14 protein-coding genes are annotated in these 15,240 nt (G+C 67.7%); 5 read left to right on the top strand and 9 right to left on the bottom strand.

The window, feature by feature from the left end:
• Positions 1 to 14: 14 nt before the first annotated feature.
• The 4 genes from ACJH71_RS06335 to ACJH71_RS06320 are packed head-to-tail and all read right to left on the bottom strand — an operon-like array spanning position 15 to position 4,759.
• Positions 15 to 896, bottom strand: a complete 882-nt coding sequence (locus ACJH71_RS06335) for a 3-methyladenine DNA glycosylase (protein WP_406757155.1) — start codon at positions 894 to 896, stop codon at positions 15 to 17.
• Complete coding sequence (locus ACJH71_RS06330; RefSeq protein ID WP_406757154.1) at positions 889 to 1,959, bottom strand: hemolysin family protein; 1,071 nt, start codon at positions 1,957 to 1,959, stop codon at positions 889 to 891. The genes ACJH71_RS06335 and ACJH71_RS06330 overlap by 8 nt, the downstream gene beginning before the upstream one ends.
• Positions 1,952 to 3,298 carry a hemolysin family protein gene (locus ACJH71_RS06325; protein WP_406757153.1) on the bottom strand — a complete coding sequence of 449 codons (1,347 nt, stop codon included), beginning with the start codon at positions 3,296 to 3,298 and terminating at the stop codon, positions 1,952 to 1,954. Before ACJH71_RS06325 ends, ACJH71_RS06330 begins: the two co-directional genes overlap by 8 nt.
• 24 nt (positions 3,299 to 3,322) lie before the next feature.
• Positions 3,323 to 4,759: a GuaB1 family IMP dehydrogenase-related protein gene (locus ACJH71_RS06320; RefSeq protein WP_406757152.1), complete on the bottom strand. Its 1,437-nt coding sequence runs from the start codon at positions 4,757 to 4,759 to the stop codon at positions 3,323 to 3,325.
• A 792-nt stretch (positions 4,760 to 5,551) separates the two neighbouring features.
• Between ACJH71_RS06320 and ACJH71_RS06315 the strand changes: the two genes are divergently transcribed.
• From ACJH71_RS06315 to ACJH71_RS06305, 3 genes are read left to right on the top strand one after another with little or no spacing between them, the layout of a single operon-like run.
• Positions 5,552 to 6,616 carry a histidine phosphatase family protein gene (locus tag ACJH71_RS06315; RefSeq protein WP_406757151.1) on the top strand — a complete coding sequence of 355 codons (1,065 nt, stop codon included), beginning with the start codon at positions 5,552 to 5,554 and terminating at the stop codon, positions 6,614 to 6,616.
• 12 nt (positions 6,617 to 6,628) lie between these two features.
• Entirely contained in the window at positions 6,629 to 7,735 is a 1,107-nt protein-coding gene (locus ACJH71_RS06310) for a histidine phosphatase family protein (RefSeq protein WP_406757150.1), read from the top strand.
• Between the two features lie 22 nt (positions 7,736 to 7,757).
• Positions 7,758 to 8,633 (top strand): alpha/beta fold hydrolase, encoded by an 876-nt coding sequence (locus ACJH71_RS06305; protein WP_406757149.1) that lies wholly within the window; start codon positions 7,758 to 7,760, stop codon positions 8,631 to 8,633.
• A gap of 4 nt (positions 8,634 to 8,637) precedes the next feature.
• On the opposite strand, the gene gndA is transcribed toward ACJH71_RS06305, so the two are convergent.
• From gndA to ACJH71_RS06290, 3 genes are read right to left on the bottom strand one after another with little or no spacing between them, the layout of a single operon-like run.
• Complete coding sequence (gndA, locus tag ACJH71_RS06300) at positions 8,638 to 10,086, bottom strand: NADP-dependent phosphogluconate dehydrogenase (protein WP_406757148.1); 1,449 nt, start codon at positions 10,084 to 10,086, stop codon at positions 8,638 to 8,640.
• A gap of 54 nt (positions 10,087 to 10,140) precedes the next feature.
• Positions 10,141 to 11,079 carry a M56 family metallopeptidase gene (locus ACJH71_RS06295; protein ID WP_406757147.1) on the bottom strand — a complete coding sequence of 313 codons (939 nt, stop codon included), beginning with the start codon at positions 11,077 to 11,079 and terminating at the stop codon, positions 10,141 to 10,143.
• Between the two features lie 14 nt (positions 11,080 to 11,093).
• A complete protein-coding gene (locus ACJH71_RS06290; RefSeq protein WP_406757146.1) occupies positions 11,094 to 11,510 on the bottom strand; it encodes a BlaI/MecI/CopY family transcriptional regulator in 417 nt (138 codons plus the stop codon).
• Between the two features lie 139 nt (positions 11,511 to 11,649).
• Between ACJH71_RS06290 and ACJH71_RS06285 the strand changes: the two genes are divergently transcribed.
• Positions 11,650 to 12,063, top strand: a complete 414-nt coding sequence (locus ACJH71_RS06285) for a PaaI family thioesterase (protein ID WP_406757145.1) — start codon at positions 11,650 to 11,652, stop codon at positions 12,061 to 12,063.
• Between the two features lie 25 nt (positions 12,064 to 12,088).
• Here ACJH71_RS06285 and ACJH71_RS06280 read toward each other — a convergent pair whose 3' ends face one another.
• Positions 12,089 to 13,474 (bottom strand): NAD(P)/FAD-dependent oxidoreductase, encoded by a 1,386-nt coding sequence (locus ACJH71_RS06280; RefSeq protein WP_406757144.1) that lies wholly within the window; start codon positions 13,472 to 13,474, stop codon positions 12,089 to 12,091.
• 108 nt (positions 13,475 to 13,582) lie between these two features.
• On the bottom strand, positions 13,583 to 14,254 hold the full coding sequence (locus tag ACJH71_RS06275; RefSeq protein ID WP_406757143.1) for an SDR family oxidoreductase: 672 nt from the start codon (positions 14,252 to 14,254) through the stop codon (positions 13,583 to 13,585).
• Positions 14,255 to 14,478: 224 nt separating this feature from the next.
• On the opposite strand from ACJH71_RS06275, the gene modA reads away from it, so the two are divergent.
• Positions 14,479 to 15,234: a molybdate ABC transporter substrate-binding protein gene (gene modA / locus ACJH71_RS06270; protein WP_406757142.1), complete on the top strand. Its 756-nt coding sequence runs from the start codon at positions 14,479 to 14,481 to the stop codon at positions 15,232 to 15,234.
• The last annotated feature ends 6 nt before the right edge of the window (positions 15,235 to 15,240 follow it).

Here is a 15,240-nt window from a genome sequence, read left to right as displayed (position 1 = left end):
GGCAGGTCGCGAGGCTATTCGCATCCGGCGAATTCTGTCAGCAGGTCACACCGGTCCAGCAGAGCCGCCCGCAGCGGCGTGGCGCGCTGTGCGATCTCGCTTTGGCGGCGGACGTATTCGGCACGGCCGGCCGCGTTTTCGATGGTGATCGGTGCGTAACCGTAGTCGCTCAGGTCATAGGGGCTGGCGCGCATGTCGAGCTCGCGCGCCGACGCGGCCAGCTGAAGGCAGGCGAGGAGTAGTTCGGAGTCGATCAGCGGCCCCAGCTTGTAGCACCACTTGTAGAGGTCCATGTTGGCGTGCAGGCAACCCGGCTGCTCCCAAGCGATTTGGGTGGCCCGGCTCGGCGCCCCGGCATTGCGGGGCACCGCGGCGGGAGTGAAGAAACGGAAGGCGTCGAAGTGGGTGCAGCGCAGCGGAATTGACTCGACCACCGCGTCGGTTTCGGCAGCACTCAGTCGCAGCGGTACATGACCGTGGCGCACGCTGTCGCCCTGAAACACCATCGCCCACTCGTGCAGGCCGAAGCAGTTCAGCTGAGCCGGCCGCGCAGCGGTGGCGCGTAACAGCCCTGCGACGAACGTCACGGTGTCGACTCGCTCACGCAAGTATTCCTCGGCGACACCGACCTGGCCGCCGCGTACCGCGTAGCCGCGCCGTCCGCCATAGTGGCGCAACGCCTCCGGCCCGGCGAGCGTCACGCCGAAACCGGGATTCCAGCTGCGCAACTGTGCCGGCCGCAGGCTGTAATAGCTGAACAGGAATTTCGGCACCGGGTCGCCGTCAGCGATCCGGCGCAGCTGCGGGGCCAGGAAGTCCTCGAGTCGTTGCCGGTACGCCGCGGCCCGGGGCTGCCACTGCACGCCGTCCAGAACCCGTTCCGCCAGGTCAAACACGGTGCGTCCCGTCGCGTACGGTGCCCACGACGTCCTCGACCATATCTTCGAGGGTTACCATCGCCACCGCTGTACCGTCCTCGGCGACCGCCAAAGCCAGATGGCTGTTGAGACGCCGCAGCCGTGACAAGGCATCGGCCAGCGGCAGGGAGGCGGGGATACGCGGCAGGGGCCGTACCGCGGCGACGTCGACAACGGCGTCCGCAGCGGCGCCTAACCCGGTGGAGGTCTCGCCGAGCAACAGCACATCCTTGATGTGCAGGTAGCCGACGAATTCGTCCTGGTCGACGACCGGGAACCGGGAGTAACCGGTCTGAGCGAAGGCCTTTTCGATCGCGGCCACGGTCGGGCCGCGTCCGGCGCTCGCCACCGGCACGGCGCGAATGTCGCCGATCGGCAGCGCGACATCGGCGACCACCCGGGTGCGGATCTGCAGGGCGCGGGTCAACCGGGTGTATTCCTCGAGGTCGAGCAGACCCGCCGAGACCGACTCGGCGATCATCTCGCTCAACTCGACGGTGGACACCGTGATCTCCAGCTCGTCCTTGGGCTCCACCCGCATGGCGCGCAGAGTGACGTTGGCGCACCAGTTGTAGAACACGATGAACGGCCGGGCAGCGGCCATGTAGACCAGGTAGGGCGGGATCAGCAGCATCGCCGCCGTCTCCGGGCCCGCCAGTGCGATGTTCTTGGGCACCATCTCGCCCAACAGCAGATGCAGCGCCACCACGATCGTCAACGCGACGACGAACGCCACCGTGTGCAGCAGCGGATCCGGGATTCCGGCCAGCCGAAACGCCGGCGTAAGCAGGTCGGCGACAGTCGGCTCACCGATGCGGCCGAGCAGGATCGAGCACACCGTGACGCCCAATTGTGCTCCGGCCAGCATTCGTGACAGCTGCTCACCGGCCCGGATCACCGTAACCGCACTTTGCCTGCCCTGTTCGGCCAGCGCCTCGAGCCGGTCGCGTCGTGCTGAGATCAGCGAGAACTCGGCGGCGACGAAGAAGGCGTTCGCCGCGATCAGCAGCACGGTCAGCGCGATGTTGAACAGATCAGCCATCGCCTGCCCCCAGCCGGGTGAGTTCCAGCAGATCGATGCGCCGGCCGGCCATCCGGACCACCCGGGCCAGCCAGCGTGGTGGGTGCGTGGAGAGCTCGTCGGGGTCGAACGCGGTCAGCTCGACGGTCTCCCCGGCGGCCGGGATATGGCCGAGTTCCTGCAACACCAGTCCGCCGATGGTTTCGTAGGAGCCCTCCGGTGCGCGGTAGCCGGTGGCGGCGGCCACCTCGTCGATGCGCAGCAGGCCCGATACCTGCCAACCGCCGCCGGAGGCCACCACGTCGGGAGTGGCGTCGTCGTGTTCGTCGCGGACATCACCGACGATCTCCTCGATGAGGTCTTCGACGGTCACCATCCCGGCGGTGCCGCCGTATTCGTCGACCACCATGGCAGCCTGCTGTCCGTTGGCCCGGATCTGCTCCATCACGGCGTCGCCGTCGAGGGTAGAGGGCACCACCGCGACCGGTTGGGCCACGGCCGTGACCCGGGTGGATGCGCGATCGGCGACGGGGACCGCGAACACTTGCTTGACGTGAACGATGCCGACGGTGGCGTCCAGATCGCCGTCGACCACCGGAAACTTGGAGAAACCGGTGTCGATGGCGACCGCGGCCAGATCGGCGACGGTGTCGTCGGCCTGCAGGCTCACGATCTTGGACCGCGGCGTCATCAGCTCGGCGGCGGTCAGGGCACCGAATCGCAGCGAACCCTCCACCAAAGCGGCGGTTGTCGGGTCGAGGGCACCGCTGCGCGCCGAATTGCGCACCAGCGACGCCAGTTCGCGCGCCGAGCGCGCCGAGGCCAGCCGGTCGGCGGGCTCGATCCCGAACCGACGCAGGATGCGGTTTGCCGTCCCGTTGGTCACCCTGATCGCGATCGCGAACAGTCGGGAGAACAGCAGTTGCGGCCCGGCCACCGCGCGGGCGATCGGCAGCGGGCGCGCCACGGCCAGGTTCTTGGGCACCAACTCGCCGAAGACCATCGACAACGACGTCGCGATCACCAGGGCGAGGAACAGCGCAACGCCGGCAGTCATCCGCTCGGGCAGGCCCGCCGCCGCCAGCGGAAGGCGCAGCCAGCGGGCCAGCACCGGTTCGGCCAGATAGCCCGTCGCCAGCGTTGTTATCGAGATGCCCAGTTGGGCGCCGGACAGTTGAAAGGACAACGTGCGGTGGGCGTCTTGGATGTAGGCGTCGCGACGGCCGCCGCGGTGGGCGTTGGCCTCCACGACACTGCGTTCCAGGGTGGTCAGGGAGAACTCGGCGGCCACGAACACCGCGGTGCCCAGGGTCAGGACCGCGAACGCCAGCAGGCTGGCCACTGTGACTACCAGGCTCATCGGATACTCATCGCCGTGTGGGTCTCACCAGCCGAACGGTAGCGGATGGCCCTCGGCGAATCCGGCAGCCGACTGCACCCCAACCACCACTCGGTCATGCAGCTGCGCCAGGTCGGCAGCTCCGACGTAGGTGCAGGTGCTGCGGAGGCCTGAGGTGATGTGGTCCAGCAGATCCTCGACGCCGCCGCGTTCGGGGTCCAGGGCCATCCGCGACTTCGAGATGCCTTCCTCGAAGAGTGCTTTGCGGGCGCGGTCGAACGCACTGTCAGCGGCGGTACGTGCAGCCACCGCGCGTTTGGACGCCATTCCGTAGCTTTCCTTGTACGGCCTGTCGTCGCGGTCGAACATCAGATCGCCGGGGGACTCGTAGGTCCCGGCGAACCAGGAGCCGATCATCACGTTGGACGCCCCGGCGGCCAGGGCCAGCGCGACGTCTCGGGGATGGCGTACTCCACCGTCGGCCCACACGTGGGCGCCCAGTTCGCGCGCCGCGGCAGCACACTCGAGGACGGCGGAGAACTGGGGGCGGCCCACTCCGGTCATCATCCGAGTGGTGCACATGGCGCCCGGGCCGACGCCGACCTTGACGATGTCGGCCCCCGCGGCGATCAGGTCGCGGGTGCCGTCGGCCGACACCACGTTGCCGGCCACAACGGGCACGCCGGGATGCAGCGCCGCGACTGCGCGGATGGCTTGTAGGGCCTTTTCCTGGTGTCCGTGGGCGGTGTCGATGACCAGCAGGTCCACCCCGGCCGACAGCAGGGCGGCGGCCCGGGCCGTGACATCGCCGGTGATACCCACCGCGGCGGCGATGCGCAACCGTCCCTCCGCGTCAGTGGCGGGGGTGTAGATCCCGGCCCTGATCGCGCCGGTGCGGGTCACGACGCCGGCCAGGGTGCCGTCGGGATTGGTCAGCACCGCGACATCGACGGGCGAGTGCTCCAGCAGATCGAACACCGTGCGCGCATCGGTGCCGACGGGCGCGCTGATCAGCTCGGCCACCGCGACATCGCGGACCCGGGTGAAGCGATCCACGCCCTCGCAGCACGCCTTGGTGACCAACCCGATGGGCCGGCCGTCGACCAGCACCACCGCGACGCCGTGCGCGCGTTTGGTGATCAAGGCCATCGCGTCGGACACCGAATCCTCGGGGGACAGGACGACGGGGGTGTCGGCGACCAGGTCTCGACTCTTCACGAACGCCACGGTGTGCCTCGCGGCATCGATCGGCAGATCCTGGGGCAGCACCACGATCCCGCCACGCCGAGCAACCGTCTCGGCCATCCGCCGGCCTGCTACCGCGGTCATATTGGCCACCACCACCGGGATCGTGGTGCCCGACCCGTCGCGGGTGGCCAGATCGACGTCCAGGCGTGAGTCGACGGCCGAGCGGTTGGGGACGATGAAGACGTCGTTATAGGTCAGGTCATGGGTGGGGTCGTATCCGCTGACGAACCTCATTGGGCGACCACCACCGGTCTGTCGGGTTCCGAAGAGCCCATCTGTTCGCCTCCACATGTCATGAGCCGGCCTTCACCACGCACCGGCCGGATCCGTTTCGGCCCGGTCAGCCACGCTACCGCCAGCATGACGACGGACACCACCTGACGCGATATCAACCGAATGAAAAATTGATCTTCCTCACAGCAGGTTAGTCGGTTAAACTCATGGAGACTTTTAAGGGAGCGGAGATGACAGTTAGCTGCAACCAGCGAGGCGCCGCCACCGCGGCCCCGGTTGCGGCTTCTTGCGTCCCCCCGGTGGTCGGTCGTGGCGTCCGCCGACAGGCGATCGAAGCGAGGCTGGAGCGGCGGGAATGCACCGTCGAGGGATACCTGCAGCGCAAACTGCACCGGCAGTGGCGCAACCGGGGATCGTAACCCGCCCAATCCGACTCGAATTCGGCCGCGAAGGCTCGGCTTGGTGCTCTGTCTTGGATTGCAGCACAGGTAATTTGACGGGGCTATCTGCTGACGAGCAGATCGGCGAGCTTCGACCTTCCGGTTCGATTGACGATCTCCGACGCCGAAGCGGCGTAACCCCTTGGGGGTGCAGAGCGAGATACGAAGCGCTCTTGCGCAGCATCGAACGTGATCGTGGACGGCGCGGGCACGGCAACTGAAGAACCCGCAGTCGACTGCGTGATGATCTGGCCCTATTGCAGTTAGCTCGCTTGCGACTGAATAGCGCTGCCCAAACTGAGAAATAGCTGAAACATTGCTGAACTCGATAACTCCAAAAGAGGTAGGCGCCATGCAGGCAAGCCACGTTCTGTCCCTCACCGCCAGCGCCGCGCTGGCCGGTGGCATCGCCGTCGTCCCGGTCGCGGCGTCGTCGCCACCGGCGGCCGCGGCCGCATTCGACATCCAGCTCACCGCCCAAGACATCGTTATCGACTTCGTGCGGCACGCAGAGATGATCTCGCCGTACGAAAACATGCTCACCCCCTCCCCGGATCATCCCGGGGCTCCGCTCAGCGAACTCGGACAGGAACAGGCGTCCGATGTCGGGAACCAGCTCTACAGCGAACTCGGCCAGGTCGCCGGCCTCTTCACCGGGCAGGGTCTCCGGGTGACGGAAACCGCCGCGCCGTTCGCTGAGCTGGTGGGCATGACCCCACAGTTATTGCCCCAACTCGACGAGGTTGACAGCGGAATCTACGCGCTCGATCCCATCGAAAGCCTCGGCGGCCGCCTGGGCTTTCTGACCGTGGGCGGCTGGACGTTGGGAGCGCCGCTGGGGTTGGCACTGCTGTCAGCCCCGGGCTCGCACGACGCGAACGGGATCGTCATGGGTGAAAGATTCGACGACGGTGTTCAAACAATGTATGACCACGCACTGGCCAACAGCGACGTCATCAGCGACAACGGCCAGGTCACCGATGTCGCGTTCACCAGCACAGCATCGATCTTCACATGGGTGATGCAGAACGTCGACAACCCCGACCTGCCGTTCTTCCTGAACCTCATCAAAGAGGCAAACAGTGTCCCGAACGGCCAGACAACCATTTTCCTGCCCAACACCGCCGTCGTCGAAGTCGAGGGCAACCCCACCGACGGCTGGAAGCTGGTCAGCTGGGACGGGCACGCCATCGCGGAGAATCCGGATCTGCTGAGCGCGCTGTTCGTCGACGTGCGCGACGTGATGCTGCCGGCGCAAGCGGCGCTCTGGCACACCTGGGAGGCCATCCTCGGCGGCGATCCCACGACGATCATGAATGCGATGCAGACCGGCTTCGACGACGTCGGCTCGGCACTGGTCCAGTTCCCCGGGTCGGTGTTCACCGACATCGTCGACGCCATCGGAAATCTCGGTTAGGAGGTAGACGCCATGCAGATATCTTCGATCTCTCCGATTGCCGCCGGTGTCGCCCTCGTCGGAGCCGGTGTCATAGCCGTCGTCCCGCCGGCGCAACCCGGTGGCGCGGTCTCCGGCATTACGCTCACCAGCGGCGAGGCCCAAGACATCGTCATCGATATCGTGCGGCACGGGCAGCGAATGCCGCCGTTCAACGATGTCATCACCCCTTCACCAGACCATCCCGGCCCGCCGCTCAGCGATCTCGGCGTGCAGCAGGCGCAGGCCGTGGCGAACAAGCTTCACGACGAACTCGGCGACCACGTCGCGGGGATCTTCTCCGGACAAGCCATCAGAGACATGGACACCGCTGCGCCGTTCGCCGACCTGGAGCACATGACGACGCAGATCCTGTCCGGGCTCAACGAGATCGACAGCGGCATCTACGCCGGCCAACCGATCGCCAGCCTGTCCGGCTTCCTCTACCAGTTCACGCCGATGCTGTGGACGCTGTTCGGACTGGTGCTGGCGCCCATCCCCGGCTCGGTCGAGGACCCCAACGGGGTGGTGATGAACCAGAACTTCACCGGCGCCGTCAACGCCATGTACAGCGCCGCGATGGCCAATCCGGTCGTCAGCGACAACGGCGACATCACCGCGGTGGCCTTCAACAACGAAGCCGACATCGCCGCCTGGGTGGCGCTCAACGTCAAGAACCCCGACATCTCACTGCTGCTGCCGTTGACGCTGCAGACCATGTTCGCCAACGACGACGGATCACCGATGTTGCCCAACACCGGCATTGTGCAGATCGAAGGCAACCCCACCGACGGCTGGACGCTGGTCAGCTGGGACGGGATCGCCGTCCCCGAGGACCCGGGGCTGCTGACGAAGCTGATCATGGACGTGCGGGATCTGATCACCACACCGCAGGTAGCCGCGTGGAACCTCTACCAGGCCCTGCTCGGCGGCGACACCACCACGATCGGTGACGCGCTGCAGACCGGACTGCACGACATCAGCGCGACCTTCCTGGGATTCCCCGAGGCGGTGTTCAACGACATCACCGATGCGTTGGCGAACCTCGGGGCGGCCGACGCGAGCGGCTCGGCACTTGCCGATCTGCTGGCGCTGATCTGAGGCACAGCGCACAATGACCGCGATGACGAATACGGCGTGGCGAAGCAGTGTCAGCGAGTGGCATGACGGCGGCGGGTGGGTGCCTACCGGCGCAGGCCGGGTGTTTGTGCGATCAGGCGTGGGGGATGGGCCGACCATTCTTCTGCTGCACGGCTTTCCGTCCTGCTCCTATGATTTCCGGTCGGTCGTGGCCCGGCTTTCCGGTCGGTCCTGGCTGACGATGGATTTCCTCGGGTTCGGCTTGTCGGACAAGCCGCGTCCGCATCGCTACAGCCTGTTCGAGCAGGCCGACCTGGTGGAGCAGGTGGTGGCATCGAGAACAACGGGTCCGGTGGTGTTGGCCGCCCACGACATGGGCACCTCGGTGGCCACCGAACTGTTGGCGCGCGACCTTGAGGGCAACCTGACCTTCGACCTGGCACGCGCGGTGCTGACCAACGGCAGCGTGATCTTGGAGCGGGCCAGCCTGCGGCCGATCCAGAAGATACTGCGCGGCCCGCTCGGTGGCGTCGCCGCCCGACTGACCAACCGGCGCAGCTTCATTCGCGGCTTCGGCCGGCTGTTCAGCCCGGATCATCCGCTGACCGCTGATGAGGCCGCCGCACAGTGGGCCATGCTGACCCACAACGGCGGAAACCGGATTGCACACCTGCTCTCCGCCTATCTCGACGAACGGGTGCGGTATGCCCAGCGCTGGCACGGCGCGGTGCGCGACTGGCCCAAGCCGCTGGGCTTCGTGTGGGGGCTGGGCGATCCGGTGGCCACCACCAATGTGCTGGACGGCCTGCGGCAGCTGCGCCCGTCAGCCGACGTCGTCGAGCTGCCCGGGTTGGGGCATTACCCACAGGTCGAGGACCCGCAGGCCTTCACCGACGCCGTACTGCGCCTCTTGGTTTAGGCCCCTAGACCGGCACTTCGCTGCGGTCGGCGCTCCACAGCGTGTGGTACTTGCCTTCCGCGTCCACCCGGCCGTAGCTGTGGGCGCCGAAGAAGTCGCGCTGGGCCTGGGTCAGGGCGGCCGGCAGCCGCTCGGTCCGCAGCCCGTCGTAGTAGGCCAGGGCCGAGGAGAAACCGGGGGCCGGAATACCCAGGCTGATCGCCGTGGTCACCACTCGACGCCAGGAGTCGATGGCGGCCTCGACTGCGCTGCGGAAATACGGCGCGGCGAGCAGGCTCACCAGGTCGGGGTCGGTGTCGAAGGCCTCTTTGATGCGGTTGAGGAACTTCGCGCGAATGATGCAGCCGCCCCGCCAGATCGTCGCCAGGTCTCCCGGGGTGACGTTCCAGCCGTACTCGGCGCTGCCGGCCTGAATCTGGTTGAAGCCCTGCGCGTACGCGACGATTTTGGAGGCGTACAGGGCCTGGCGGACGTCCTCGGTGAATCGGGCCGCGTCCGAGGGCCGCTCGCCGAGGGCCCCGGCGGCCAGTCCCGCCGCGGCGCGCCGCTGCGGGACCGAGCCCGACAGCGCCCGGGCGAACACCGCCTCGGCGATGCCGGTGACCGGAACCCCCAGGTCCAGAGCGGACTTCACGGTCCAGCGTCCGGTGCCCTTCTGCTCGGCTTCGTCGACGATGATGTCGACCAGCGGCTGGCCGGTCTTGGCGTCGACCTGTCGCAGCACCTCGGCGGTGATCTCCACCAGGTAGCTGTCCAGCTCCCCGGCGTTCCACTCGGTGAATACGTCGGCGATCTGCGGCGCCGAGAGCCCAAGACCGTCGCGCAGCAGCTGGTAGGCCTCACCGATCAGCTGCATGTCGGAGTACTCGATGCCGTTGTGCACCATCTTCACGAAGTGTCCCGCGCCGTCCGGCCCGATGTGGGTGCAGCAGGGCACCCCGTCGACGTGGGCGGAGATCTCCTCCAGCAGCGGGCCCAGTGACTCGTAGGACTTCTTGGGGCCGCCCGGCATGATCGACGGCCCGTTCAGCGCGCCCTCCTCACCGCCGGAGATACCCGCCCCCACGAAGTGCAGGCCGCGCGCGGCCATCGCCTTCTCCCGGCGGATGGTGTCGGTGTAGAGCGCGTTGCCGCCGTCGATGATGATGTCGCCGGGCTCCATCGCGTCGGCGAGTTCGTTGATCACGGCGTCGGTCGGGTCACCGGCCTTGACCATGATCAGCACGCGCCGCGGCTTCTCAAGTGCGGCAAGGAATTCCGGAATCGATTCGCTGCGCACGAAATTTCCGTCGGAGCCGTATGCGTCGAGCAGCGCGTCGGTTTTGGCGACCGACCGGTTGTGCAGTGCCACGGTGTAGCCATGGCGGGCGAAGTTGCGCGCGATGTTGGATCCCATGACTGCCAGTCCGGTCACGCCGATCTGGGCGGTGCCAACAACTTCCGACGCGCTCATGTATTCGCCTCTCGGTGGTAGGTGATTCGATCCCGGCAGGCCGGGTGGCGCGGGTTACCCCGCGATCAGTCGATGCAGCTCGGTCAGCCACGGTACCGCGAGCGCCACCGTGGGTACCGTCAGCACCCCGGCCGCGGCCGAATAGGCGGCGGCGGCCAGCGCCGGGCTGTTGCCCCGCCCCGACAGCCGTTGCACGCGCAGCACCGTGTTGGTGCCGCCGGCCGCCAGCGCGCCGGTGGGGACTTTGCTTGAGGCACAGGTCACCAGGGCGCGGGCCAGGGGAGGGGCGCCGGCCACCCGCACGGCCGCGTCGTCGGCGAGCAGTTCGATCAACAGCCGCACCGCGTCCAGGGCGCTGGCGCTGCGCACGAACCAGGGGAACGCGGTGTGCACGGCCGAGAAGGCCTCCAGCACGAGGTCATGTCGGGCGCGCAGATGAGCTCGTTCATGGCACAACAGCGCCGCCAACTCGGTGTCACCGAGCGCGTGCAGCGTGCCCGAACTGACCACCACCCGGCTTCGCACCCCGGGCAGGCAGTAGGCGAGCGGCTGCATCACCTGCAGAATCCGCAGGCCGCTGGTGCGCACGGCGGGCGGGCGGTCGGTGACACCCACCAGGTCGACGAGCATGCGGTGGTGGGCCCGGCGCTGCCGGGTGCGGATCGCGACCCGCAACACCGTCCACGTGAGGCGCAGCCCGACCATCAGGGTCAAGGCGAAGACCGCGACGTAGAAGGTCCACAGCCCCCAACCCAGGCGGTCCAGTGAGCCGAGGATCGTTGAGGTGGGTCGGCCGTCCGGGCCCGGCATCAGCAGGCGGCTCGCGGTGGCCAGGCCCGCGCTGAACGCCGACAGCACAGCGGCGATCGCGATGGCCTGCCAGAGCACCAGCGCGGCCCGGGGGGCGCGTAGCGGCCAGTCGGCGCGCGCCAGCAGGGCGGGGACCGGCCCTACGAGCAACAGCGCGACGATGGAAAAGGCCAGCGCGGACACGCTGTTAGTCTCCCTCAGGAAGCGGGTCGGCCGCTACCTGGCAGCCGAATGCGGTGTTTGGCCTCGAGTTCGTCCAGTGCACGCCGCAACGCATCGGCCTCGTCGACACCGACCCGTTCGACGAAATGCACCAGTGCAGCCCGGCGGTCACCGGAGTCAGCAGCCTGATCGAGTGCTTCCACCATCAGCCCGGCGACCAGTTCGTCGCGGCCCCGGACCGGTGTGTAGCGGTGCGCGCGGTCGTCGCGAATCTGCGACACCAGATTCTTCTTGGCCAGTCGCTGCAGGACCGTCATCACGGTCGTGTAGGCCAGGTCGCGTTGCACTGACAGCGCTTCGTGGACCTCGCGCACCGTCTGAGACTCCGGCGACGACCACAGATGGTCCATCACCGCACGTTCCAAGTCCCCTAAATGGGTCTGTTTCGCCATGTTTGTTATCAACTCCCCGGGCAACGGAGCAAGCCTACCCTTAATTACTACCGGGCGTCGTATCAGAAGCTGAGGGTCTGCTGCGACCCCGGTGTGAGGGGAACGGATCGGCCGGGCGGGCATCGTGTAAAACCATCACATGGCTGCCACCGGAGTTCCGTCCGATTTCTCTGCGCCCTTCGACAAAGAGATCGGCCTGGTCTACACCGAGATCGGCCCGGACGGCGCGCACGCCCAGCTGGAGCTGCAGCCCAAACTCTGCCAGCCGGCGGGCATCGTGCACGGCGGCGTGTACTGCTCGATCATCGAAAGCGTGGCCAGCGTTTCGGCGCACACCTGGCTCCACCGCGACGGCGGTGACGCGGCCGGCACCGTGGTCGGGGTCAACAACAACACCGATTTCCTGCGGGCGGTCTCGTCCGGAACCGTCTACGCGGCGTCCACCCCCATCCATCGCGGCCGACGCCAGCAGTTGTGGTTGGTGACGATCACCGACGCCGACCAGCGGATGCTCGCCCGCGGCCAGGTCCGGTTGCAGAACCTGTCGGATTAGGCCGGCCGATGACGGCGGACCGTCGCTAGCTGACCGCGCGCTCCGCACCGCGCTGTGCCTCGGCCGCCAGCACTTCGAGCTGTTCCAGCCGGGTTCTGGCGAAGGCCTGCTGCTCGGTGATGGTGAGCTGTCCGCGCCGGGTGCTCAGGAAGGTCACGTTCCACGACAGCAGGGTGCTGATCTTGTTCTTGAACCCGACCAGGTAGATCAGGTGCAGCCCCAACCAGGCCAGCCAGGCCAGGAAACCGCTGAACTCCAGCGGCCCGATCTTGGTGACCGCGGAGAACCGGGACACGGTGGCCATCGAACCCTTGTCCAGGTACTGGAAGGGCTCCCGGTCGGCCGGGTCGGCGCCGCCGAGCTCGGCCTTGATGGTGCTGGCGGCGTGCTTGGCGCCCTGGATGGCGCCCTGCGCCATACCGGGGACACCGTCGACGGCCGCCATGTCGCCGACCACGAAGACGTTCGGGTGACCCGGCACGGACAGGTCCGGCAACACCTTGACCCGCCCGGCGCGGTCGAGCTCCACGTCAGACTGCTCGGCGAGATCACGGCCCAGCGGGCTGGCCGACACACCGGCGGACCACACCTTGCACTGGGACTCGATCCGCCGGATCTTGCCGTCGGCGTCCTTGACGGTCAGCCCGTTGCGGTCGACATCGGTGACCATGGCGCCGAGCTGGATCTCCACGCCCATCTTCTGCAGCCGCTCGGCTGCCTTGGCACCCAGCTTCTCGCCCATCGGCGGCAGCACGGCCGGAGCGGCATCGAGCAGGATGACCCGCGCCTTGGTCGAGTCGATGTTGCGGAACGCGCCCTTGAGTGTGTAATTGGCCAATTCGGCGATCTGCCCGGCCATTTCGACACCGGTGGGGCCCGCGCCGACCACGGTGAAGGTCAGCAGCTTCTCCCGCCGGGCCTCGTCTCGGGACCGCTCGGCCTGCTCGAAGGCGCTCAGGATGCGACCCCGCAACTCCAGGGCGTCATCGATGGTCTTCATGCCGGGCGCGAACTCGGCGAACTGGTCGTTGCCGAAGTAGGACTGCCCGGCGCCGGCCGCGATGATCAAGCTGTCGAACGGGGTGTCGTAGGTGTGGCCGAGCACCTCGGAGGTGACGAACTTGCCGGCCAGGTCGATGCGTGTGACGTCGCCGAGCAGCACCTGGGCGTTGCGCTGCTTGCGCAGCACGACACGGGTGGACGGTGCGATCTCGCCCTCGGACAGGATGCCCGTCGCAACTTGGTACAGCAGCGGCTGGAACAGGTGGTGGGTGGTACGGGCGATCAGCTTGACGTCGACGTCGGCCCGCTTGAGCTTCTTCGCCGCGGTCAACCCACCGAATCCCGAGCCGATGATGACGACCTGGTGGCGTCGGCTCTGCTGCGCAGTGACTTCAGGCTGGGCGCTCATGGGAATCCGGTTGCTCCTCGACGGTGACTGCGTTCCCCCAATACGCTAGTCGACCTAAAAGGCGGTCACCGCATCCAGTGGTTGTGGGATTAGCCACTCCCGTCACAGTCAGCTGAAGCAGGCCAGCGCTCCGTGACCGACGTGCAGCGTCTGGCCGGTGATGTGCCGGGCAGCCGGCGAGGTCAAAAACACCGCGAGACGGGCGATTTCAGCGGCCCCGGTGGGCGGCACGCGGGTCAGCCCGTCGTAGCCCGGGCGGGCGCCTTCGCCGGCGGCTACCACGTTGACGGTGATCCCGCGGGTGCCGAAGGTGGTGGCCTGTCCGGCGGTCCAGTTCGACAAGGCGGCCTTGACCGCCGCGTCGGCACTGCCGTCGCCGGGGTTGTCCGGCAGCACCGAGATGATCGAGCCGCCCGAGCGCAGGTGGTCGCCGATGGTCCCGACGGTCAGCACCGCCGAGAGCACGGTGGCGTCGAGCGCGCTGCGCCAAGCGGTGGCCTGGTCGGCCAGCGTGTAGCCGCGGGGGTCGCCGCCCTGCCAACGTGGTGCCGGGACGTTGACGATGGTGTCGAGGTGGTGCGGAAACAGTCCGCGGGCAGCCAGCATGCTTGTCGGGTCGGTGTTATCGCAGACGACCGCGTTGGCGTCGAGTTCTTTGGCGGCGACCTCGAGCTCGGGGCCCCGCAGGCCGGCGAGCGTCACCTTGTGCCCGGCCTCGCTGAAACCCTCGGCAATGGTGCGACCCAAGTCGGTGTCACCACCGGTGACCAGCACATCCATCGGTAGATCCTCCTCGTGTTGGAAGCTATGTTACTGGACGGTAGCCGGTTTTCGGGGATGGGGCGGAACTCGGCACAGACACGATCCGGCCACGGTCCGGGGTGCGCCCCGCGCCGGCCCGCTGCGCGCTGCTTCGCAGCGCTTGCGATCGCCGCTGTGTTGACGGCGTCGACCCGCGGCGCGCTGCTTCGCAGCGCTTGCGATCGCCGCTAGGCTGCCTGACCATGGGGCGTACCCAGGCGGTCTGCGGCGCGGTGGCGGTCATGCTGGCGACGGGACTGGCCGGCTGTAGCTCCGGGCCGGCGACGCCGACGATCACGGTGTTCGCCGCGGCATCACTGGAGCCGGCGTTCACCGAGATCGCCGAGCAGTTCAAAACCGACAATCCCGGCGTGGCGGTGGCCTTCAACTTCGCCGGATCGTCAGACCTGGCCACCCAACTGACGCAAGGGGCGCGCGCCGACGTCTTCGCCTCGGCCAACACCACCCAGATGGACAAGGTCGCGCAGGCCGGCCTGCTGGACGGCGCGGCGGTGCCGTTCGCCACGAACACGCTGGTGATCGTGACGGCCCCCGGCAACCCGCACCGGGTGCGCTCCTTCGCCGATCTCGCCGAACCCGGACTCGCCGTGGTGGTGTGTCAATCGCCGGTCCCGTGCGGCGCGGCGACCCAGAAAGTCGAAGAGGCCACCGGAGTCACGGTCACACCGGTCAGCGAGGAACCCGACGTCACCGACGTCCTCAACAAGGTCACCACCGGCCAGGCCGATGCCGGTGTGGTTTATCGCACAGATGCGCAACACGCCGGAGACAAGGTGGCCACCATCGAGTTCCCCGAGGCTGCCGGCGCGGTCAACACCTACCCGATCGTGCTGCTGCGGGAAGCGCCGTCGCCCGGGCCGGCCCGCGCGTTCGTCGATCTGGTCACCGGTGAGGCGGGGCGCAAGGTGCTGCACGCGGCCGGTTTCGGTAAGCCCTGACCCGCC

Source organism: Mycobacterium sp. SMC-15 (assembly GCF_045310925.1).
Classification (GTDB): domain Bacteria; phylum Actinomycetota; class Actinomycetes; order Mycobacteriales; family Mycobacteriaceae; genus Mycobacterium.
This window is presented reverse-complemented; position numbering and strand designations above follow the sequence as displayed.